The sequence below is a fragment of the Paenibacillus segetis genome (genome assembly GCF_014639155.1).
In the GTDB taxonomy this organism is placed as follows: domain Bacteria; phylum Bacillota; class Bacilli; order Paenibacillales; family Paenibacillaceae; genus Fontibacillus; species Fontibacillus segetis.
The window spans coordinates 1,613,970-1,635,518 of record NZ_BMFT01000001.1 but is presented as its reverse complement, the minus strand read 5'-3'; the positions used below and the strand labels follow the sequence as shown (position 1 = coordinate 1,635,518).

General features: G+C 41.0%; 18 protein-coding genes. 2 read left to right on the top strand and 16 right to left on the bottom strand.

All coding sequences use genetic code 11. The features are described 5' to 3' along the window. Positions 1-5: 5 nt before the first annotated feature. The 3 genes from IEW05_RS07490 to IEW05_RS07480 form a co-directional block, all read right to left on the bottom strand. Positions 6-1,601, bottom strand: a complete 1,596-nt coding sequence (locus IEW05_RS07490; RefSeq protein WP_188537303.1) for a response regulator — start codon at positions 1,599-1,601, stop codon at positions 6-8. Beyond that, positions 1,594-3,405 (bottom strand): sensor histidine kinase, encoded by a 1,812-nt coding sequence (locus IEW05_RS07485; RefSeq protein ID WP_188537301.1) that lies wholly within the window; start codon positions 3,403-3,405, stop codon positions 1,594-1,596. The genes IEW05_RS07490 and IEW05_RS07485 overlap by 8 nt, the downstream gene beginning before the upstream one ends. A 92-nt stretch (positions 3,406-3,497) precedes the next feature. Beyond that, a complete protein-coding gene (locus IEW05_RS07480) occupies positions 3,498-3,635 on the bottom strand; it encodes a putative immunity protein (protein WP_188537299.1) in 138 nt (45 codons plus the stop codon). Between the two features lie 176 nt (positions 3,636-3,811). Between IEW05_RS07480 and IEW05_RS07475 the strand changes: the two genes are divergently transcribed. Next, complete coding sequence (locus IEW05_RS07475; RefSeq protein WP_229753290.1) at positions 3,812-4,600, top strand: alpha/beta hydrolase; 789 nt, start codon at positions 3,812-3,814, stop codon at positions 4,598-4,600. A 49-nt stretch (positions 4,601-4,649) separates the two neighbouring features. Here IEW05_RS07475 and splB read toward each other — a convergent pair whose 3' ends face one another. The 3 genes from splB to IEW05_RS07460 all read right to left on the bottom strand — a co-directional run bounded on the left by splB (position 4,650) and on the right by IEW05_RS07460 (position 7,613). Then, positions 4,650-5,675 carry a spore photoproduct lyase gene (gene splB / locus IEW05_RS07470; protein WP_188537295.1) on the bottom strand — a complete coding sequence of 342 codons (1,026 nt, stop codon included), beginning with the start codon at positions 5,673-5,675 and terminating at the stop codon, positions 4,650-4,652. A gap of 18 nt (positions 5,676-5,693) precedes the next feature. Continuing rightward, a complete protein-coding gene (locus tag IEW05_RS07465) occupies positions 5,694-6,122 on the bottom strand; it encodes a DUF2383 domain-containing protein (RefSeq protein ID WP_188537292.1) in 429 nt (142 codons plus the stop codon). Between the two features lie 78 nt (positions 6,123-6,200). Beyond that, positions 6,201-7,613 (bottom strand): aminotransferase-like domain-containing protein, encoded by a 1,413-nt coding sequence (locus IEW05_RS07460; protein ID WP_188537290.1) that lies wholly within the window; start codon positions 7,611-7,613, stop codon positions 6,201-6,203. A 137-nt stretch (positions 7,614-7,750) separates the two neighbouring features. Here IEW05_RS07460 and IEW05_RS07455 point away from each other — a divergent pair, with 137 nt between their 5' ends. Further along, positions 7,751-8,659 carry a DMT family transporter gene (locus IEW05_RS07455; RefSeq protein ID WP_188537288.1) on the top strand — a complete coding sequence of 303 codons (909 nt, stop codon included), beginning with the start codon at positions 7,751-7,753 and terminating at the stop codon, positions 8,657-8,659. 124 nt (positions 8,660-8,783) lie between these two features. On the opposite strand, the gene IEW05_RS07450 is transcribed toward IEW05_RS07455, so the two are convergent. The 10 genes from IEW05_RS07450 to dgoD form a co-directional block, all read right to left on the bottom strand. Beyond that, positions 8,784-9,368 (bottom strand): hypothetical protein, encoded by a 585-nt coding sequence (locus IEW05_RS07450; protein WP_194434101.1) that lies wholly within the window; start codon positions 9,366-9,368, stop codon positions 8,784-8,786. A 132-nt stretch (positions 9,369-9,500) separates the two neighbouring features. Next, positions 9,501-9,761: a helix-turn-helix domain-containing protein gene (locus IEW05_RS07445; protein WP_188537283.1), complete on the bottom strand. Its 261-nt coding sequence runs from the start codon at positions 9,759-9,761 to the stop codon at positions 9,501-9,503. Between the two features lie 14 nt (positions 9,762-9,775). Then, positions 9,776-10,768, bottom strand: coding sequence for a hypothetical protein (locus IEW05_RS07440; protein ID WP_188537280.1), 993 nt, complete (start codon positions 10,766-10,768; stop codon positions 9,776-9,778). Positions 10,769-10,970: 202 nt separating this feature from the next. Continuing rightward, on the bottom strand, positions 10,971-11,834 hold the full coding sequence (locus IEW05_RS07435) for a carbohydrate ABC transporter permease (RefSeq protein WP_188537278.1): 864 nt from the start codon (positions 11,832-11,834) through the stop codon (positions 10,971-10,973). A 14-nt stretch (positions 11,835-11,848) separates the two neighbouring features. Then, positions 11,849-12,733, bottom strand: coding sequence for a carbohydrate ABC transporter permease (locus IEW05_RS07430; protein WP_188537276.1), 885 nt, complete (start codon positions 12,731-12,733; stop codon positions 11,849-11,851). Positions 12,734-12,763: 30 nt separating this feature from the next. Next, a complete protein-coding gene (locus tag IEW05_RS07425) occupies positions 12,764-14,086 on the bottom strand; it encodes an ABC transporter substrate-binding protein (protein ID WP_188537274.1) in 1,323 nt (440 codons plus the stop codon). Positions 14,087-14,255: 169 nt separating this feature from the next. Then, the gene (locus IEW05_RS07420; protein ID WP_188537272.1) at positions 14,256-15,458 is read right to left on the bottom strand and encodes a response regulator transcription factor; all 1,203 of its coding nucleotides are present in this window, start codon (positions 15,456-15,458) and stop codon (positions 14,256-14,258) included. Then, positions 15,416-17,107: a cache domain-containing sensor histidine kinase gene (locus IEW05_RS07415; protein ID WP_194434100.1), complete on the bottom strand. Its 1,692-nt coding sequence runs from the start codon at positions 17,105-17,107 to the stop codon at positions 15,416-15,418. Before IEW05_RS07415 ends, IEW05_RS07420 begins: the two co-directional genes overlap by 43 nt. A gap of 151 nt (positions 17,108-17,258) precedes the next feature. Further along, complete coding sequence (locus tag IEW05_RS07410) at positions 17,259-20,267, bottom strand: glycoside hydrolase family 2 TIM barrel-domain containing protein (protein ID WP_188537268.1); 3,009 nt, start codon at positions 20,265-20,267, stop codon at positions 17,259-17,261. Between the two features lie 123 nt (positions 20,268-20,390). Then, positions 20,391-21,542 (bottom strand): galactonate dehydratase, encoded by a 1,152-nt coding sequence (gene dgoD / locus IEW05_RS07405; RefSeq protein WP_188537266.1) that lies wholly within the window; start codon positions 21,540-21,542, stop codon positions 20,391-20,393. Between the last annotated feature and the right edge of the window lie 7 nt (positions 21,543-21,549).

Genomic DNA, 21,549 nt, shown 5'->3' with positions numbered 1-21,549 from the left:
CTGGATTATTTTGACCGTGTGACTTCATATTCGCTAGGCGATAATCCGGTGTTTCTTTTGAAGCTTTTGCTAAAATGGCCTGGGTCGCTGTAACCTACCATCTCTGCAATATCCGTCAATCGTAAATTATGTCCGGATACAAGCAAATCTTTGGCTCTTTGCATCCGCATTTCAAAGATATAGTCGCTGACGCTGATCCCAAGCTCCTGTTTGAATATTTTTAGTAAATAGCGCGGTTGAATATAGAGATGCTTTGCAACATCCTCAACCTTCAACTGATTATCGCTGTAATGGGTATCTATATATTCCCTAGCGGAGTTCAACAACTTGGCTGACTTGGAACGTTTTGTTCCTTTGGAATGGTGGGCAACAGTCAAATATAAATCTGTGATCCAAGTGAAACCCGCTTCGAGAGAAGGTTTGTTGAAAATTTCCTTGAAGGGGGAGAACCCTTCTGGTAGCAGCTGATCAACCCGTTTGTCCATCTCATAAATATAAGTCAGACACAAGGAAACAAGCCCCGCCATAATCATATGAATATAATCGCTAGATAGCTGCTTCGTTTGAATATATAAGAGAATGGCATCCAAATTGTTCTTAATCCCCTCTTCATCATGCTGCCGCAAATGAATCAATAATTTCTCATTCATCTCACTTGGATAGAAGCCGACATTGGCCGACCTTGATGTAATATCCTGATAATCGACGACATCTTTATGGTTCATGGAGATTTTGTTCCTCAATGCAATAACCGAATCCATATAAGATTGACGGATCGAAGGGATTCCCTCACCGGGACTGCCGATTCCGATGGTAACACTAAAACCAAAGTGCTTTTTAATTAATGCACTAAGTTGCTCGTAACCATAACTATCGAAAGTCTCCTTATCTTGTGTACCGGAGAATTGAATCAGCGAGATTACACGGTTTTCCGGCCCATTAAAAATAAAATGCCGACCTTCCGTTTGAACCAAATCTTGTAATAGATTACCGATGATATATTTGCGCAATCTTATTTCCTCGGAATCCGGCCATTGCTCATGTAGACCATCTATTTCCACCGCAACTACCTTAAAGAGTTGACTACCCTCTTCGAGCTGGTAGTGCTTCAACTGAGTTTGTATGGTTTCATTGTCTTGCTCGTATGTATTACTAATGAGTAAATTAAGAAATCCTTCTTTCCAAACATGTTGTTCTTTGTTTGTCTTGTCCTTCTCTACTCTAGTCTTTTCCATGGAAGCTTTCACTTTGGCAAGAGCCATGAGTAATTCCTCTTTGTCAAAAGGCTTCAGGATGTAGTCATCCACACCGATTTTGACTGCCTGCCTAGCATATTCAAATTCGCTGTGACCTGTAACCAACAAGACAAAAGTGGTCGGATATAATGTCTTCACTTTCGCTGCTAGTTCCATCCCGCTCATATAAGGCATATTGATATCAATAAAAGCGATATCGGGGCGAATCTGCTCTACAAGCTCCAACGCCTCCAAGCCATTCTTCGCCTCTCCGCATACTTGGTACCCATTTGCCTCCCAATTAATTACATTTCGAAAATAGCGTCGAAATACCGCCTCATCATCAGCAAATAAGATCTTAATCATGTTCGATGTCTCCATTCGTTAGTGGGATCTCAACTGTTACGGTGGTGCATTTGCCTAACTGACTTTGGATTTGAATGCCGTATCGTTCCCCGAAATACAGCTTGATTCGTTCATTGACATTGTTAAGTCCAAAGAAATGACTTTCTCTACCACTCACTTTCCATTGCTCCAACCGTTCTGGAGGAATACCAACTCCGTCATCTTTCACGCTCAAGTGTATTGCATCCTTATGACGTTCACCTTCTATGGTGAGATGTCCAAAGCTCCCCTTCTCTTTCAATCCATGATAGATCGCATTTTCCACCAAAGGCTGCAGGGTCAACTTAGGTATGTCACTGTTTAATAGCTCATTCGGTATCAGAATTTGAAAATCAAACAAATCAGAATAACGAGCGCTTTGAATATAAAGATAACTGTGCAGGTTGCGAATCTCTTCACGCACCGTAATCATCTCTTTACCATTGCTCAGCGCGATTCGATAAAAGTCAGCTAACGCCTTTGTAGCCTTGCCTGCATTGTCGTTCTCCCCCGCAACACATAATACATAGATTAAATCCAAAGTATTGTAGAAAAAATGTGGCTTGATCTGATCCTGTATAAGTGCCAATTCATATTCCCGTTTGGACTGTTGTTCCTCCTTAACCCTCACAAGCAAATCGTCAATACGCCCAAGCATCATGTTTAGTCCCGAGCCGAGGATACCAATTTCGTCACCACTTTTAACATCAACCGGATTATAAATATTCTCTTCCCGAATCCGCCTCATGTGTTTGGCCAGAAATACAATGGGCGAAGCAATAGCCTTAGACAAAATAACGGCGCCAAGCAAAGCAAACAAGAGACTGACCCCGCAAACGATTACAATGATCTTTGTTACTTGTCTCGTTTCCTTCGTCAAATCTTTCAGCCCGATTTCATTCACCAATTTCCAACCCGATTTACCAAAAGAATTCGCCGCAGTGAGCAGCACTTTCTTTCCATTCACCGTCTTCTCTTCCTGAAGCACGGTTGTTTGGTCAGGGAAGTTCAATTTTTGATCAGGATTTAGCGGCTGCAAAATTTGATTCTCGTCACTTGAGGAAATAACGAGTTCCCTGTCGTCGATGATATAATAACCGTTCGATTGCTCCGATCCTACCGGACGATAGATAGATGATAACGCTTTCTCGTTCACATTTACAAACAGGTATCCAAGTGTATCTAGGGATTCGGTATCCAATATTTTCTTTCCGATGGTAAGTACAGCCTGCTCCTTGTTAAGCACCCAATAATCCCGACGTTGCATGGGAAACCAAGTATTAATGCCGTTTTGACGCTTCACTTCCTGAAACATAGGGCTATTTAATCCCAGGGTTGTACCCTGATTCAATCTTGGATCCGTAACGTAGATATTATCATTTAGATCGATGAACAACGCTGATTCCACATCAGGAAAGATCATGAGGGCAAAATCTAACTTATTCTCAATTTGATTGCGTAATACGAAATCATCGTTAGCCTGCGAGTCAAGAGGTGCCCTTTTCTCTCTTTGCGAAATCATCCGCTGTTTATCCTTGTTGAGATCAAGCATGGCGAGATTGGCAAAGCTGTCCGCATTGTTTAATATCGTATTTATTCGCATCATAATGAGCCTGGACTCATCGAGCATATTTTTTTTCGTCTTTTTAATAATAGCTTCGGAGTTGATGGTGTAAGAAAAAAGGCCCATTAATAAGAGCGGAATAAGGACCAGCGGAAAATAGATTGATATGATCTTATTCTTAATCCTTAGTCTTTTAAACCAGATAAAACGTTCTGTTCTCATCGTTGTCGTCCTCTCAATTAACACTTTTCAAAAACTAGTATTCTTTTAGCTGACATTATAAGAGAAAGAAATTGTTCTTAAGTAATAAAAATCTATTCCTGATACATATATTGTCGCAGTTCTCGCAATTGCCATTCCCTCTCTTCCGTAATCCGAGTCATGTCATTTTGTGTATCTAGTCCAACCGCTTTGATGGCATAATCAGAAGCCACCATCGCATGTCCTCTCATATGACCTACACCAAATTCTTATAATACATAACTGAGGTCAGTATACTGGATTATCAAGGTGTTTGAGAAGTCTCGAAATAAAAACGTTAATATGTAAGTCCATCATTTGTCGAAGAGATACAGACTGTGGTACGCTAGTTTTTTATGGAGACAGCATGATTAAGGGGGAAAATAGCGTGAATTATGGGCAAGGTTTTGTGCGTTCCAAGCCAAAGCGAAAAATATGGAAGTGGTTACTTATTTCTGTGTCTTCACTTGTGATTGTGCTGGTAGTGGGGTTAACCGTTGCCTATCAGGTGATGAAATATGAGCCGCTAGAAGAAGCGAAGCAAGCGCTGGTGAGTGACTCCGCAGCCACGGTTACTACTGTTAAGGATGGTTTTCGCTTTGAACCTACGGATGGAGAAATTAATCAACCAACCGTGATATTCTATCCTGGCGGTCTTGTAGATGCCGAGAGCTACGCACCACTAGCTCGTAAGCTGTCGGAAGCGGGACACCGTGTATATATAGCAAAAATGCCATTTGACCTAGCTATCTTCGGACAGAATCGGGCAAAGGATTTGATCGCGGAGCATCCAGAGGATACCTATGTAATAGGGGGACATTCACTTGGAGGAGTATTCGCGTCTAGATTCGCAGCTGTTAATACGGATAAAATATCCGGGGTATTCTTTCTAGGATCTTATGCGGATGAAGGCGGCAGCTTAAAGGATTCCAATCTTGAGATCCTGCAAGTTACAGCCTCAAAAGACGCAGTATTGAATTGGAGCACATGGGAACAAAGTAAGCAAAATCTCCCAGCAGAGAAGACGAAATACGTATCCATAGACGGTGGTAATCATGGTCAATTCGGTTCGTATGGCCAGCAGAAAGGCGACAATGAAGCGGACATTACCCCGAAACAGCAGCTTGAGCAAATATCATCTGCTATTCTTAACTGGTTGCCAACGACGCAGAAATAATTAAAAAAACGTGAGGGTAAGCAATGTACTTGCATCCTCACGTTTTCTTTTATACAAAATAAGACACCTTTGCGTTTGGAAAATGACTGAGTATAAGCTCTCGCAACATCTGTTCCATATCTACGGCATCTTCCTTTTTGTACACGTATTTGTAACGGCCATATCTGCCCCACTTCATCTGTCTATTCTCTTCATCCATATCAAGCTTGGTTTTGGGATATCGCTTCATAATGGTGTTCTTCGCAACTTTGGTAAATCGATGTTGGATCAATTCAAATTCTAAATCGACAATGTCAATGTCTCCAATTCGTTCGTGCAGCTTCTTGATTAGTTCCAAATAATCCTCTTTCCAGCCATCGTATATCATGATCGGGGCCATGATGAAGCCCAGCGGATATCCTGCCTCAGCAATCTTACCCGCCGCTTCAATGCGCTCCTCAAAGCCAGAAGTCGCAGGTTCAAAGTTACGAATGACATAACTTGAGTTGATCGAGAAACGAATTCTGGTATGTCCCCGGTGGTTAGCATCTAATAATGAATCAACATTGTCGTATTTCGTTACGAAACGAAGCCGTCCATAAGGTTGCTTCCCCATAAATTCGATATAGTAACGCAAAGCTCCAGTAAGATGTTCAAAAGAAACGGGGTCTCCTGTACATGCCGCTTCAAAGGTCGTTATTTCCGGTTTTCGTTCTTCGATATATTTCTCAGCCGCTGCTAAGATCTCATCTAAATTTACATATACTCTGATATAAGGCTTAGAACTCATCGTGGTTTGCAAATAACAATAATGACAATGACCTGCACAACCTGTTGCCAAAGGGATGGCATATTCTGCAGATGGCTTGGAGGTATCAAATTTTAAAGTTTTTCTAACCCCCACCACTAATGTCCTTTTTGCATTTCGATATTTCTGTGCATCGGTATCTCCTGGAATGCCCGTTACCCGATTGTGAGAGGTTGTCATTTTGAGCGGAATGCCTGCTTGCTCAAAATGTTTGTATAACTGTTCTCCTAAGGGATAATCTAACGACTGTGGTTCGAAAAATATAAGATCGGGATCGAATCGCTTCAATGATTTGTCCCCCTGATCTCAATGGACATAATGATTTAATTGATCTAAATGCTGGCGATCTTCATTTAAAATATCTTTAACTAACTTCTGACTCTCAGGATCCAAGTCACCTCTAACCAATTGCTCGGACATTTGAATCCCTTTGTCTTCACCTTTTATAGCATCCTGCAAAATAAAATTAGGATCATCCGTGGCTTTTTTGAAACGATTCATAAACTCCACCATGCTCCCTTGGATTCCCGCATCATCTGCAGGAACTCCGCCCAGGTTTTGAATTCTTTCGGCTACCCGTATGGCATGATATTTATGGTCTTTCTGAATATCCTGAAGTACCTTCTTAATGTCCTGATCCGCAACATGCTGAATATATCGCTCATAAGAAAGCACCGCCATATAATTGCCTTCGAGAAAAGCATTTAATTCTTTGACTACATCACTGTTATCCATGTTAAGTTTAGCTCCTCATTTGTTGTTAATTTTAGTTTTGCAACAATATGAGGTATCTATGCACGATGGTATAAATGCTCATTTTACCTCCAAAGTCCGCGATAATGCTGCCAACCGCTGCATTCCTTCACGGAGTAAAGCCTCATTCGCGAAGGAAAAACTGAGACGAATCCACGACTTCGACTCTCCCAATGGATCACAGATCACTCCAGGAACAAAGCTGATGGACTGCTCAATACTCTTCCGATAGAGAGCTTCAGCCGAGATCTCACCGGGTAACTTAACCCATAAATTGAGTCCGCCTTGTGGAGCCGTCCATTCCCAGCCCGCCCTGTCCAGTTCTTCCTCCACGATCTCTTTATGAATCTGAAGCGCTATACGTAACTTATCCAAATGCTGCTGTAACCGTGGAGATGAATAGTAATGCAAAAAAATCTTCTGATTTAGTTGCGGAGTCCCGTTATCAGCTATCGACTTTGCCTTGATTAGCTGGTTCATGAATGGAAAACGGCAGGCTACAGCACAAATTCGTAGACCTGGAGCAATGTATTTACTAAAGCTACTGATATATATCACCCAGCCCTCCGTGTCATAAGCGAATAAAGGTAGCGGCGGCTTCTCGTCGAAAAAGATATCTCGAAACGGATCGTCTTCTACGATCAAACATTGATAGTGTTCAGCTAATTCCACTAGCAATTTACGTTGCCATGCCGGAACCGTATATCCGGTAGGATTGTGATGTGTCGGATTCATATAGAACATACGTGGCTTATACGTGCGCATTAAATGTTCCACTTCATCCAAATCATACCCATCAGGTGAGATATTCACGGGAATAAGCCGCGCACCTTGCCTGCGAAAAATATCCATCGCTACGCTATATGTGGGTCGCTCTATTAACACCGAATCCAAGGTTCCAAGCATCATTTGAGCGATCAGATTAATGGCTTGCTGAGCTCCTGATGTGATCAATAATTCATCAGATGATAGTTGCAATCGATGATGCTCTTTGAAATGTTGGCTCAGTGATTCCCGGAGCTCATCATCGCCCTGTACCGAGGCATAAGTACCCATTACCTTAGGGTACATATCAAATACTTTCTTAACATAATCCGATAAATACAAATTTGGCAGTAAATTAGGATCAATCAATGCCTGTGAGAATTGATACTTAACTGGTATTCGTTGAATATCGGATAGTTGACTTGATTGAATATATGAAGAAACGATAGCACCATCTTCAATTACAGCATTATTCGCTGACACGTAATATCCCGATTTGTCCTTTACATACACTTTGCCATCCTCAGTCAGCTGTCTATATGCCTTAAACACCGTTAATCGGTGTACTTTGAGCTCTTCAGCAAGTAAGCGTACCGAGGGCAATTTATCATTGACACTCCATTCGCCACGCTCAATATGATTCAAGATATAATCATAAACTTGACGAAATAATGAATGGTTTCGTGATGTTCCCGCCGTTTTTTTCATATATCTGCAACATCTCCTTGAGATAATCTAATTCTTTCATGATACATGAAAACTCACAGTATCTGTTCTGTTATTTATTATCTGTTCTGTCCAGCCCGATTTATGATTAACGAACAACTTCTAAAGGGGACATGAACATGATTCTAGTGGCTTATGCATTAATCTGTCTTATATTCGGTACGACCTTTCTAGCGATTAAAATTGGAGTAGATGCCGGTGCACCACCTTTCTTCTCTGCAGGGCTACGCTTTTTTCTAGCCGGATCTATTCTGTTTCTATGGATGGTATGGAAACGTAAGGCGAGCTTCTCTTTATTATTACGTAAAGAAATGTCATTTACCGGAGCAACATTGACTTTCGGTACGTTCTCAACTCTATATTGGGCTGAGCAATATGTATCATCAGGACTTGGTGCGGTGTTGTCAGCAACGGGGCCGATCATGATTCTCCTCTTGCAGACTGCTATTCTACGTCAAAAGGCGCCCCTACACTCCTTATTTGGTTGCATCATCGGTTTTATCGGTGTGTTGCTATTAGTACTGCCTAATTTATCGTTGAACATCTCTCATTTATGGCTTATCGGCTGTGTCGCAATATTAATAGGAGAATGCTGCTATGCCCTCGGGACAATCTATTCGAAGAAAGTAATAAGTAACATGTCCCATGTCTCGCCAATCGCATTAAATGCAGTGCAAATGATGTACGGTGGAATATTATTGTTCATACTCTCTTTCATTACCGAAGACGTGCATCCTTCATTCCTATTATCTTTCAAAACAGCTGGATCGCTCCTCTACCTGATCGTGCTTGGCTCTATGGTTGGACATACCTTATTCTATTGGCTTGTAGCCAAGACGAATCCGGTCTTCCCTTCCACCTGGCTATATATCTCTCCTCCGATAGCAGTCGGAGTAGGTGTACTCTTTTATCATGAGACCGTCTCTTGGATCACGCTACTTGGGGTTGTCACGATCATTGCTGGAACTGTACTTGTAAACTTAGGTGCTTTAAGACAAATGGTAATAAAACGTAAACAAATATTGTGACGAGCGTACCAAACTGAGCCATCTCATCCGTAAGTTCATTCTCATCGTAGGAAGGGATGGAATATGATTATTGCTGAAATCAAGAAAAAGCACCTTTCTAAAAGGTGCTCATGTTCCTTGATGATTAGGTTGTAAATGTTACTATTACCTTTCGAGTAGGTGCTTTGCTTGGTTCTTTATTTAAAATGTCATACCACACTTTTAAGGCTTCAAACGATCCATCGGGAACATCCGCTATCATTAGCTCAATCGTCTGAGCATCTATCCATGTTTTTTCTTGTATTGGAATCTGACCCATTAACTTTTCTATATCTTCATCTGTTATCTTCAAAATTTGAAAGGTATCCAGGTCAATCCCCACAATCCCACTTCGATTTACATTCCCCTCGTCATATCCATATTGGATTAGCGCTCGTGTATCATATTGTGATTGCAATAGTAAGCTGTCCATATAGATGCTCTCAGGCAACTCCAAACTCAAAGTCTCATTATCTTTCACCTGTACCAATACGTTCTGGCACATCTTATTTCCACAGCCATATCCCACTCGAACAACCTCAACCTGATTCGTATCATAGATCGAACTTACCTGAAGGCGGTCAAATTCAATCTTCGTATATTGTTCCTTGCTTAAATAAGCATCCAATGCTGGGACCTGTGACACAGGAACGATTTGGCGAGCTGTATGAATAACCCTATCTTGTTCCATTACAATTGCTGGATGTATATTTGAAGACGTTTCTTCCGTTGCATTTGAACAGGAAGCTATAAGAATTGACGTCAGAACAAGAGTGCTAATTATACGACGATAAAATATCATTAGAGTTCACACCCTATGCTTTTATTCATGGTCTAGAGCTTCTTTAATTTCTGGAATCGATAAACCGTTCGCTTTCAACTCTTTAATCCAAAGAATACGAGCAACGGTTTCCTCTCTTCTATACCTTCGTGTCAAATTCTCCTCGGCTTGTTCAAAGGGCAGCATACCTTCTTCGGTGTAGTGCTTCAGTGTACTATAACGAGATCCTGTAAGTCGCACCAATTCACCAATGGATACATATTCTGACACCAATATCGTCTCCATTGAACGTTGTCTAGACATGAATACCAACTCCTTTAGACTGGGTGCTTCGGAACAAGACGCACACCTTGAATTGGTACTCTCATGATCACAAAATGCGGCATCGCATCGTATAACATATTATCAATTTTAAGGGTCGCAATCGATCCTCCCTCAATTACCTTAACTTCATGTCCATATGACCTTAACCTTGTAAGGACGGAGTTTAGTCTTTTATTAGAATTATCGAACCAAGCCTCTGTTTCTATAAAAACAGCTTGTGAGCGTTCTAGAAAAGGGAAGAAAAAATTGATACTGCTACCGGTATATGTCTTCATAAACTTAGTCTTCATTTCTAATAATTGTTTGATTCCTAACTCAATTCCATGATGGATTTGAATCGGAAACAAGGCTTTTGCCAATAAATTACTTTGATATAATTCATTCATTCTCGTATTCACTTTTTCCAGTTCGTTCCGCGAGAAGAAATCATGCATACAACCGCTTTCACGAAGAAGCCACAGCATACAAATGATCTCATCCGTTACCGATCCCTCTTCCAAAATTTCAGCCCGAATGTTCTCAGTAATCCTCGAGTACGTCTCCAAATTACTGCGATATGCTCTCATTTCAACTCCAGCAGAATCAAAATACATGTCGCTACCTAACAAACTTGGGATTTCTTCCAGCATATTTATTGACTTAAGATAATCTGATATCGCGATTTCAAACTTTTTTAATTTTTTCTTAGATAGATTAGAAGCCTTTTTTAACCACCAATTTAGATCGCCTATCACCTCAGTATGGTTATGAAGCAAGGGCTGCAGAACTTTTTCTCTATAGAGTGTTGAATGAGATTGTTCAAGTACTTCCTTGTGGAAAGTTAGCTTGTTCTCTGCTTGTGTAAAACATCCCTCTAAGTTGGCCTCTAAAATAACCGCAGCTGCCATGCAACGTAGAGACACTTTCTTTGCATTAGTCAAATAAAGACTACTCTGTGCATTTAATGCGATCAATGCAAAACTTTGTGCTAATTTTAAATCCGTCATAACCATCCACCCCTACTCTTAATTTCGAACTTACGGATGATGTTTAATCTGTATGATGAACATTTGGAAATTCACTTACTACTTACTACTTATCACTTACTACTTACTATATACGACATTTACATAATATTGTCAAGGGATCTTAATACATGTAAAAGCCCCACCTCGTAATCGAGATGGGGTATCGATAAACTATTATTAATTAGCCCTTTACTGCGCCTTCGATCATCCCTGCAATTAACTGCTTTTGAAAGATCAACACGATAATCAAAAGCGGCACAACACTGATGACAGAACCAGCCATAATAAGATGGTACGGTGTATTATTGCTATCCTCAAGCGCTTTGAGCGCAACGGATAACGTCATATTTTCCTGAGATCTCAAGATCACTGAAGGCCATAAGAAGTTATTCCATTGTTTAACGAATAGGATGATACCTAGTCCTGCAAATCCTGATCTCAAATTAGGAAGTACGATGCGACGGAAGAGCTTAAATTCGGTACAACCATCTATTCGTGCCGCCTCCATCATCTCATCCGGAAGCGACATACAATATTGCCGCATGAAAAATATCCCAAATGCATTGGCCAAATCCGGCAAAATAACTCCCCAAATGTTATCGATCAAGTTTAAGTTCTTATACATAGCGAACAAGGGCACCATTGTAGCTTCATGCGGAATCATCAGTGATGCCAGCACTAGTACGAATAAAAACTTCTTCCCTTTAAATCGATATTTTGCAAAAGCAAACCCAGCCAATCCGCAAAATATTAAAGCTACAAGCGTGGAGGTAGTAGATAACAAGAAGCTGTTCCACGTGATGATACCAAATTTTCGTTCTACAAATAACTCCCTGAAGTTCTCCCAATGTAGGGTTGAGGGAACCCAGATCGGTGGATTTACAAATATTTCACTTATATCCTTTAACGAGGAACTAAACAACCAGAATAAAGGAAACATTGTTAGTATTGAAGCCAAAGCCATCAATATAAAGGCTAAAGATGAGGACCATATGCTCTTGCTATTAGAAGTGTCTCTAGCTTGTATTTTAATCGTTTTTTCCATAATATCCTCCCGCCCTACTCTTTATCGTCAAATATACGCATTTGCAACAATGAGATTACCATCATCAGAATAAAGAAGCAGACGGCAATGGAAGATGCGTAACCGAAATTAAAGTTTTGGAAGCTTTCTGTGTATAACATCAATACCGGGGTCATCGTAGAGTTTAGCGGTCCACCCTGCGTAAGAATAAAAGGCTCTGTGAAGAGCGAGAATGTTCCAATAGTAGAGAGCACCGTACAGAACAACAACATTTTTTTGACTAACGGAATGGTGATGTAGAAGAAACTTTTGATTTTTGTCGCTCCGTCCACATATGCGGCTTCGTACAAATCCTTCGAAATGTTCTGCAATCCTGTCAACAACAGCAGCATATTGTATCCAAGCCAGCGATATAACACCATTATGGCAACGGAAATACGTGCCCACCATGGCGATTCGAGCCAAGGTATCGGATTATCAATCAGACCAATACTTCTGAGAATACTGTTAACTAGACCATCCTGCGTATTTAAGAGTAAGATGAACACGAAGGATACGGCTACAACGGATACGAAGTTGGGTACAAAAAGTGCCATCCGAAAAAATCCTTTACCTACCATCCAATTCGAATTCAATATGGAAGCAAAGATTAGACCCAGAAATAGCATGAGCGGCACATACATCAGGAATATCAATGAACTATTCCATAGGGATAACCAAAAGGTCTTATCTCCGAACAATTGTACATAGTTATCAAACCCAATGATATGCTTCTCTCCAGACCCATTCCAATCCGTAAGACTGATATAAAATGAATACAAAATAGGATATAACGAGAAGAAAAAGAACAAAATGAAATAGGGTGATATGTAAAGATAGGGAGCAAACAACAGTTGCTTGTTCCATTTAGGTGTTTTCATATCGTTCCCTCCATTCCTATCAGAATTAATTTAGTTTCTCTTTGTTTTGCTGCGTAACTCAGCAGCCATTTCTTGTAACGCTTTCTCTGAGCTATCGTTATTCAGGAAGACTTTCGCCCATACATCTGTCATAAGTTTGTTTGCCATTGGAAAATCGGAAGTATACGCCAATGGATAAGTGTTCGCAAGAGACTGAGCATATACTTTTCGAATGGCTTGATCATTGAAGTAGGCTGATTTCTCCTCTAACGAGGCATCATTATTAACTAACATCGCTGGAAATAGTCCGGCTTTCTCCATCATTTGCACTTGGGAATCTTCACTACCAAGCATAAATTCGATAAAGTTCCAAGCTTCTTCAGGATGTTTCGAATTTTTGTTAATGGCCAAATTCGCTCCACCTTGATTCGCACCCGTATATTTATCATCCTTGGACCATTTAGGCATCATCGTTACAGACCATTTGCCTTTGTCCGCTGGAGAATATTGATTTTCAATAATTGCATCATGCCACGAACCGCCGACAACGGTTGCAATTTTTCCATCCCGAATACCGTTACCCCATTGGTCAGAATTGGCACGGGCATCGAACACAAGTCCTTCATTTTGCATTTTAATGAGGAAATCTGCGCTTTCCTTAATTTCCGGTGAATCTACTGCAACATTTCCTTCAGCGTCGAAGTACCAGAGTCCTCGTTGCCACATCATCGATTCAAACATCCGGTTACTAGAGTTCGTTTTGGAATCTCCGTACATCATAGCTCCCGTTTTTTCTTTAACTAGCTTAGCCGCCTCGTAATAGTCGTCCCAGGTCTGAATTTTTTGCGCAACTTCTTCTGGGTCGGTAGGTAGGCCTGCTTGTGCGAAGAGATCGTTGCGGTAGAACATAACAACTGGACCACTGTCCCATGGCATGGCATAGACTTTATCATCCTTGGTAGCATCTTCCCATTTATAGGAACTCATCTTGTCCTTATATGGTTCTACGCGAGATGTGATATCAAGCAATGAGTCGATCTGCACAATTTGGGATAGATTTGTCGATTCTACTGTAATAATATCGGGTACCACATCTCCGGTATTTGAAGTAATCAGATATTTCGAATACAGATCTGTAGACTTCATCGTTTGAAATTCAACTTCGACATTTGGATATTTCGCCTTAAACGCTTCCATATTCAAATCGAGTCCGTCTTTTGCGGTCTCCCAAATCCAGACCACTAACTTAACCTTCTCGTCACCTTTAGCTGGTGCAGTGGACTCATTCTGCTTGTTATCTGAAGAGCAAGCAGTTGCTAGTAAAGAAAACATCAGACAAGTAATGAGTACATATAGCAGGCTTTTTCTTTTCATGAATCTTAACCCCCTGTAGTTGATAAATTCTAGCTTACATTCATTATGATAAATCTTCTGAAAGGGCTTTCAAACGGACTGTTGTTTGATTAAAGTGTGATCTTTTCCGATAAACAAAAAAAATGCCCAGACGATCCAGGCACAGTTGTACATTTGTTCAAAGAAATGGTCATTTTGTTTGAAGACGAAATTGCCCAGGTGTAATCTCCACATGTTTCTTGAACCATTTCGAAAAATATTTCACATCTTGAATGCCTATTTTCTCGGCGACTTCCTCTATACGAATAGTAGTTACACTTAGTAACTCCTTAGCCCGATGTAACTTTCGATCAGAGATAAAGGAAATGATGCTATATCCTGTTGCCTCCTTGAAGATCGTACTAAAGTAACTTCGACTCACTCCAATAATTGCAGCCACATCTGCTGCTCTAATATCAGTATCAAGATGCTGATCAATGAAATCAATGGCTTGTATAATATCCTCTTTGTGCGTCAAGCTTAACAAATTGGTATTACATTCTACTTGCCACATGCGATATAACCTGCTTACAGAATCTAACCAACCTTCAGCATTGACAATGGGTTTGCTTTGGCGCCACTCTAATGAATTGTTCTTTAATTTCAAGTCTACAAGCTTCGATCTCACTAGATCCTGAAGCGCTGGTGTACATGCAATAAATGCAGAATATTCGTCTAACTCAAGTAACTTTAATTGATTCGGGTTAGCCATTGATATATCCTTCCATTGATTAAGAAAGATACCTTTACTGTCAGTACTATCTCGAGGAATAAACACGTGAATCAAACAAGAATAGGATAACATCCAGTTCCACTCTGTACGTACACGTTCTAACAAATAATTTCTAGCTGTATAACTATGCTTATTAAGCCAATCTTCCATTGCCTCTATTGTGCGATCTTGATGCTCATTGACCATATCCACCGCTGTTTGTTGCTTCGTGAGGTGCTCTTTGAATTGTACATAAACACGATGTAATGAGTCATTGATATGATCGTCATCCATATCCGTCTTGACGATATAATCATGTACCCCCAATTGGATTCCATGCTGGGCATAGTCAAAATCCCTGTGGCAGCTCAGGAATAGTATCGCAGTCTCTGGGGCTTCTTTTTTGATTTTTTGCGCGAGTTCAATCCCCGTCATTTCCGGCATGACAATGTCTGTTATAACCAATTGGGGCTGATGTTCCAAAAATTTGTGCCACCCAAGACTTCCGTTAGATGCATCATCCACTACAACCATCTGATGTTGTTCCCAATTAATCGTCATACGAAGACCTTTTCTTACGAGTTGCTCATCATCAACAATTAGAACCTTGATTGGGAATGAATTTCCACTGTCTTTGGCCATGTCAAAGTCACCTTCGTTCCTTTATTTCTGTCTGATTCGATGGATAATCCGTATACATCACCATAATGCAGCTTAAAACGTTCATCCACATTCCGTAAACCTAATCCACCTTGCTTATCCGGCACCCTCTGGCCAGAACCTATAAACTTCATATGCTCCGTGGTGACGCCCATTCCATCGTCTTCAAGTACCATAAATAATATATTTCTTTCTTCAAATATTTCCATATTGATGTTCCCATGACCGTCTCGAAATCCATGAAAAAAAATGTTTTCCAGCAAGGGCTGAAACACCATTCGTGGAATCAGGCATTGTTCAATCCCGGGTTGTACCTCAAGGTTAAAGGTGAACACATCGTCATAACGAAAGCGCTGGATCTCGATAAAATGACGTGCTATTTCGATTTCTTCCTTCAAGGGAAGAAGCGTTTTTTTGAAGTTAAGGCTTCCATCCAGAACGACGATAAGATGCTGGAGCATTTTTTGAATTTCGGGTTGATGGGCTAGCTTCGCTTTCCATTGAATTGAATTCAACGTATTAAACAATAGATGTGGATTTATCTGATAATGTAATATCTTCAGCTCAGCATCGCTTTTGAGCTTCTCGGTTCTACTGATTTCGTTAACAAGCTCCACGATTTGTTCTGTCATCTTGTTGAAGGCTTCACTTAGAAAACCAAGCTCATCCGATGACATGACAGGGGTTCGTATTAGCAGATCACCTTCACCAAACCTACGCATGGAATGAGCTAATTTCTTAATTGGCATCGTAAAACGAATGGAAAAGAAGCTCGCCAAAATCACGCCTAGAAACACGGCTAATCCGGAAATAAAGACAGAATACTTCAAAATAACGGTAGACGATTCATAAAACGTTGCATAAGGAACTCTGGCCTCCACTACCCAATCCTCTGTATCCAGAGAACGTGACCATACAATATCATTGTCTTGACTCGTATAGTTCGAAGATGCTGGTAACAAAGAGCGTCCAGATGCATCTTTAATTTGTAAGTGGGATTTGGTATCAACTTCGAATGATTTAATTAAGCTAAGAATTGTATCCGCTTTCATATCAATTATTAATTTACTACCTATAGGTAACCCGAAAGAGTTCTTTAAAGGAACCATCAAACTGATCATATAGTCGTTGCTAGGAACGGAGTAATAGTCAGGAATATGAATCATAACATGCCTATCATTATACTGAGATTCATTAGACCAGAACTGGGAGTTAGCAAGGCTCTCCTCATTAATTAGGGTCTTTCCGATGACCCTTCCTGAAGGCGTAATCACGGCTACATTAAATATATTTGTGTTTTCTAGTGAGGAAATATAGTTTTGAAAATCCCGTTCCTCAACAAATTGTTCAAACGTAGAAGGTGCTTTATCTTCAACTAATATGGACGAGGCTATGAGATAGGATAGGATATTACCTGTAATTTGATCCATCTGCTTTAAATTGCTATCCACATGTTGCTTAAGTTGCTCAACGGCATACATACCATAACTACCAAACTGTGAGTTTACAACCTTGGAGGATTGATGATACGAAAAATATCCAAGTGTGCATACGGGTAAAATAGCAACAATAAAAATGATCAGCGTTAGCTTTGTTCTGACAGTTCCTGCTTGTCTGATGCGGGATCTCATTCTCTCTAAGTTGCTCATCATAATACCTCTTCTGGTTATTCTTATAGCAAATGAACTAGTGAATCTACAAAGTATATCAAATAACCTTATAAATTTGAATAAATGGTGCCCCTGATTTGCTCACTTTAGGGACACCATTTAAGGGTAATTACTAGTCTTCTTTAAATAATGGTAATATATTCAATTCGAACGCGAACTGCTTCTCATCCAAACGGTAAGCCTCCAATAATTCAGGACCACAGGAGTTGGAACCCACGCCACTCATCTTGTAATCCAGATGAACAATCGTTTCATTCCTGCGAACAAGCTCATAAGCATGTTGAGCCAAAGTTAAGTCTTCCGGAGTGTAGTGTGAGGCATTGAACGAGAATGGCTTGGCACTTGTAAACTTCAATCCCATCCCCTGCTCATTGGTTACAATGACCCAATCCGTATTATCATGAGAACCATTTTCCTGCGGCATGATATAAGGTGTAAATAGCCCGTCTACTGTTGTTAAGTATTTATTCTTCAGCGTGCTTTGACTTTTATCAACATAGCTCTCATGAGGACCATTTCCGAAATACTCTACTTCCTCTGTACCTGATGGCATCGTTAGCTGTAAACCAAATCTTGGTAGGAATATCAAATCCTCGCGGACCGTAATTTCAACTTTCAGCTTGATTACACCATCGCCTGATACTCGCCAATAGGCTACTCCGTGTAGCAATGGTGGCTTGATATATCCGCCCAGAGAAAATTTGACTCGTAATTCCACAGCAGATTCTTGTTGTTCGGTTACGATTGTCTCATATACATGCATATGTGCGCGATCATAGCCTTCTTCCATCCACAGCAATTTGACCTTGCGATCATTATCTATTGGAGCTCTCCATATATTGAAGCTGAGTGGTTTGTGAATCATTTCTACTCCATGCTTGGATACTGAGATAAATGTTCCGTTATACATATCGAACACATGCCGGAAATCAAAACCTTCAAGTATCAATTGTTCATTCTGTTCCGTAACTTGCAAAGAATGATTCGCTGGCTTTGGTTCAGACACTTCCAGAATCTCAACGGGCAGTCTGAACTGCTCGAAGTTCACTTCATGTCCTGAATCCGCCCAGTCCGTATCCAGCTGTAATCGGCAAGAGATTGTCAAGAAATAAGTATCAGCAGATGATTCAGGAAATACATAATCCAGCTTTACGCTGCTTGAAGTATGTGGTCCAACCTGAGTTAACAGGGTCTGTCCTTGCTGAACAAGTTCTCCATTCTTTTCGATCTTCCAATGTAAATTCAAATGGGAGAGATCAATGAAATCATAGAGATTCGTAATCCGGACAGTTCCTTCCAACAAATTGTCTGCTTCAATCCTGACTGGAGCAATTACCTTCTTTAATTCAAGTAGGCCTGTATGGGGAATTCGATCAGGAGAGACAAGCCCGTCGATACAGAAGTTCCCATCATTCGGCTTGTCCCCGAAATCTCCTCCATAAGCGTAATATGGCGTTCCTTCATGATTAGTGGTCAAGACACCATGATCCGACCATTCCCATACACAACCACCCATCAGCTTCGGATATTTATAGATAACATCCCAATAGTCCTTTAAATCCCCAGGCCCATTGCCCATCGCATGACTATATTCACACATAAACATCGGTTTGGTGCTATTCTCATCCTTGGCATAAGCTTCGATATAAGCAGGTGAGGAATACATCCGACTCTCCATATCTAGCACTTCTACATCTGGACTTCCAAAATGTCGGGGATCAGAGCCTTCATAATGAATAGGTCTCGAGTTATCTCTTGATTTGGTCCATCTCGCCATCGCCATGTGGTTCGTATCGTAACCTGATTCATTGCCCATTGACCATATGATGACAGAAGGATGATTCTTGTCGCGCTCCACCATACGAACGGCACGTTCAACAAAAACATGCTCCCATTCCGGGATACGTGTCAGCATGTTGAAATCACCGATGGCATGAAATACCCCGTGGCATTCGAGATCTGCCTCATCAATAACATAGAAGCCGTACTCATTACACAGTTGTAGGAAACGTGAATCATTCGGATAATGGGAAGCTCGAATCGTATTGATGTTGTGCAATTTCATCAGTTTCAAATCCTGAATCATATGATTGATGGGTACCGTCTGTCCCAATACAGGATGTGAATCATGTCGATTCACTCCTTTTAACTTGACTGCCATACCATTAATTTGGAATATGCCGTCAATAATCTCTACCTTCCTGAAACCGATTGCAAAGTGTAATATCTCATCGCCAGCCGTAATCAACATTTGATATAAGTTAGGGGTTTCGGCATTCCATAGTTTTGGGTTGTTGATGTTAAGAGTAACGCTCCCCTTACCCTTGACGCTGACAATTTCATCCGCCTTACTCTGACCATCCGCATCAATAAGCTGGATCCGAGCTTCTAATTCACCTATGGTATCTAACTCACAGGTAATGATTCCAGCCTGGTAATCGTCCTCCAATTCCACTCGATTGAATACATCCACGATATGAGCAGGGTTGCGGGCCAGTAAATAGACATCCCGAAATATGCCCGAGAATCTCCACACATCCTGATCTTCTATATAAGAGCCATCACACCATTTTAGTACCATAACGGCAATCTTGTTCTTCCCAGATTGAACATACGGTGAAATATCAAATTCAGCAGGCATCCTGCTACCTTGGCTGTACCCGACCCAGGTTCCATTGATCCACAAATAAAAACATGAGTTTACGCCTTCAAATACAATATATTTCTGTTTCGTTTCCCAATCGCTGGAAATGTTGAATTCTCTTACGTACAGACCCGCCGGATTTGCATTCGGAACATAGGGTGGATCACAAGGAAAAGGATAATTTACGTTCGTATAATGAAGCTGATCATATCCATTGACCTGCCAGCATGAAGGTACAAGCAGATCATCCCAATCATTGACATCAACATCGGTCTGATAAAAATCATCTACTTGTTGGACCGATTCCTTATATTTAAACTTCCAATTCCCATTAAGTGTGCGATAGAACGGGGATTTACCACGCTTTTGCTTGAGCGCTGATTCCTCGTCACCATAGGGTATATAATAAGCTCTTGGAGCTTCTCTATTTTGTTGAAGTACGTTCAGATCTTCCCAATATTTCGGTATATTGATCATATCTATTCCCCTCGCATCTTTCGTATTTAGATTGTTCTATTGTATCGGATATGAAAGGGCTCTCAAACTGACTCTTGTTTGATTACGGGGTCATTTTGTTTGATTTGAGCCTGATCCATTCTTTTACCATTCAGCTACAGATCCGTCCTTATGTCTCCAAAGTGGATTTCTCCAGCGATGCGGAGCTTCTAATGACATCCGGATCACATACTCCTCATTGACCGTAATCCCGAGTCCCGGACCTTGCGGGATTTTTACATATCCATCGTCATAAGCGAACACATCTGGATCGACGATATAATCCAACAAATCATTGTCTTTATTATAGTGAATCCCCAGGCTTTGCTCCTGAATAACCGCATTATGGGCGGTCGCATCAACCTGCAAGCAAGCTGCCAGCGCAATCGGCCCCAATGGACAGTGAGGTGCTACGGCAACGTCATAGGCCTCAGCCATCGCAAAAATTTTCTTGCATTCTGTAATACCACCTGCATGCGATAAATCCGGTTGAATGATATCAACATATCCATCTTCCAAGAGCGATTTAAAGTCCCAGCGTGAGAACATTCTCTCTCCAGTTGCAATAGGAGTACTTGTGTGATTGGCGATATCTCGCAATGCTTCGTTATTCTCTGGGAGCACAGGCTCTTCAATAAACATAAGTCTATAAGGCTCTAGTGCTTTTGCTAGCACTTTGGCCATTGGTTTATGTACACGGCCATGGAAATCTACCCCAATGCCAAAGTCTGGACCTGTAGCATTACGAATCGCCGCCACACGATTCACAACTTCATCTACCTTGTGATAGCTATCAATATACTGCAATTCCTCCGTGGCATTCATTTTGATGGCAGTAAACCCGGCATTTTGTTTCTCCAGTGCAGCTTGCCCAACATCTACAGGTCTGTCTCCACCAATCCAGGAATACACACGCATGGAATCCCGGCATGCCCCGCCCAGCAATTGATAGATTGGCGCATTGAAGTACTTCCCTTTTATATCCCACAAGGCCTGATCAATCCCAGCAATAGCACTCATTAAAATAGGTCCACCACGGTAAAATCCACTGCGGTACATGACCTGCCAATGATCTTCAATACGAAGAGGATCTTGACCAATCAACGAATCCATGAGTTCATCTACTGCGGCTCTCACCGTATGGGCTTTGCCTTCAATTACAGGTTCTCCCCAACCTACAATGCCTTCATCAGTTTCAATTTTTAGAAATAACCAGCGCGGCGGTACGATATAAGTGCTGAATTTTGTAATTTTCATGAATGAT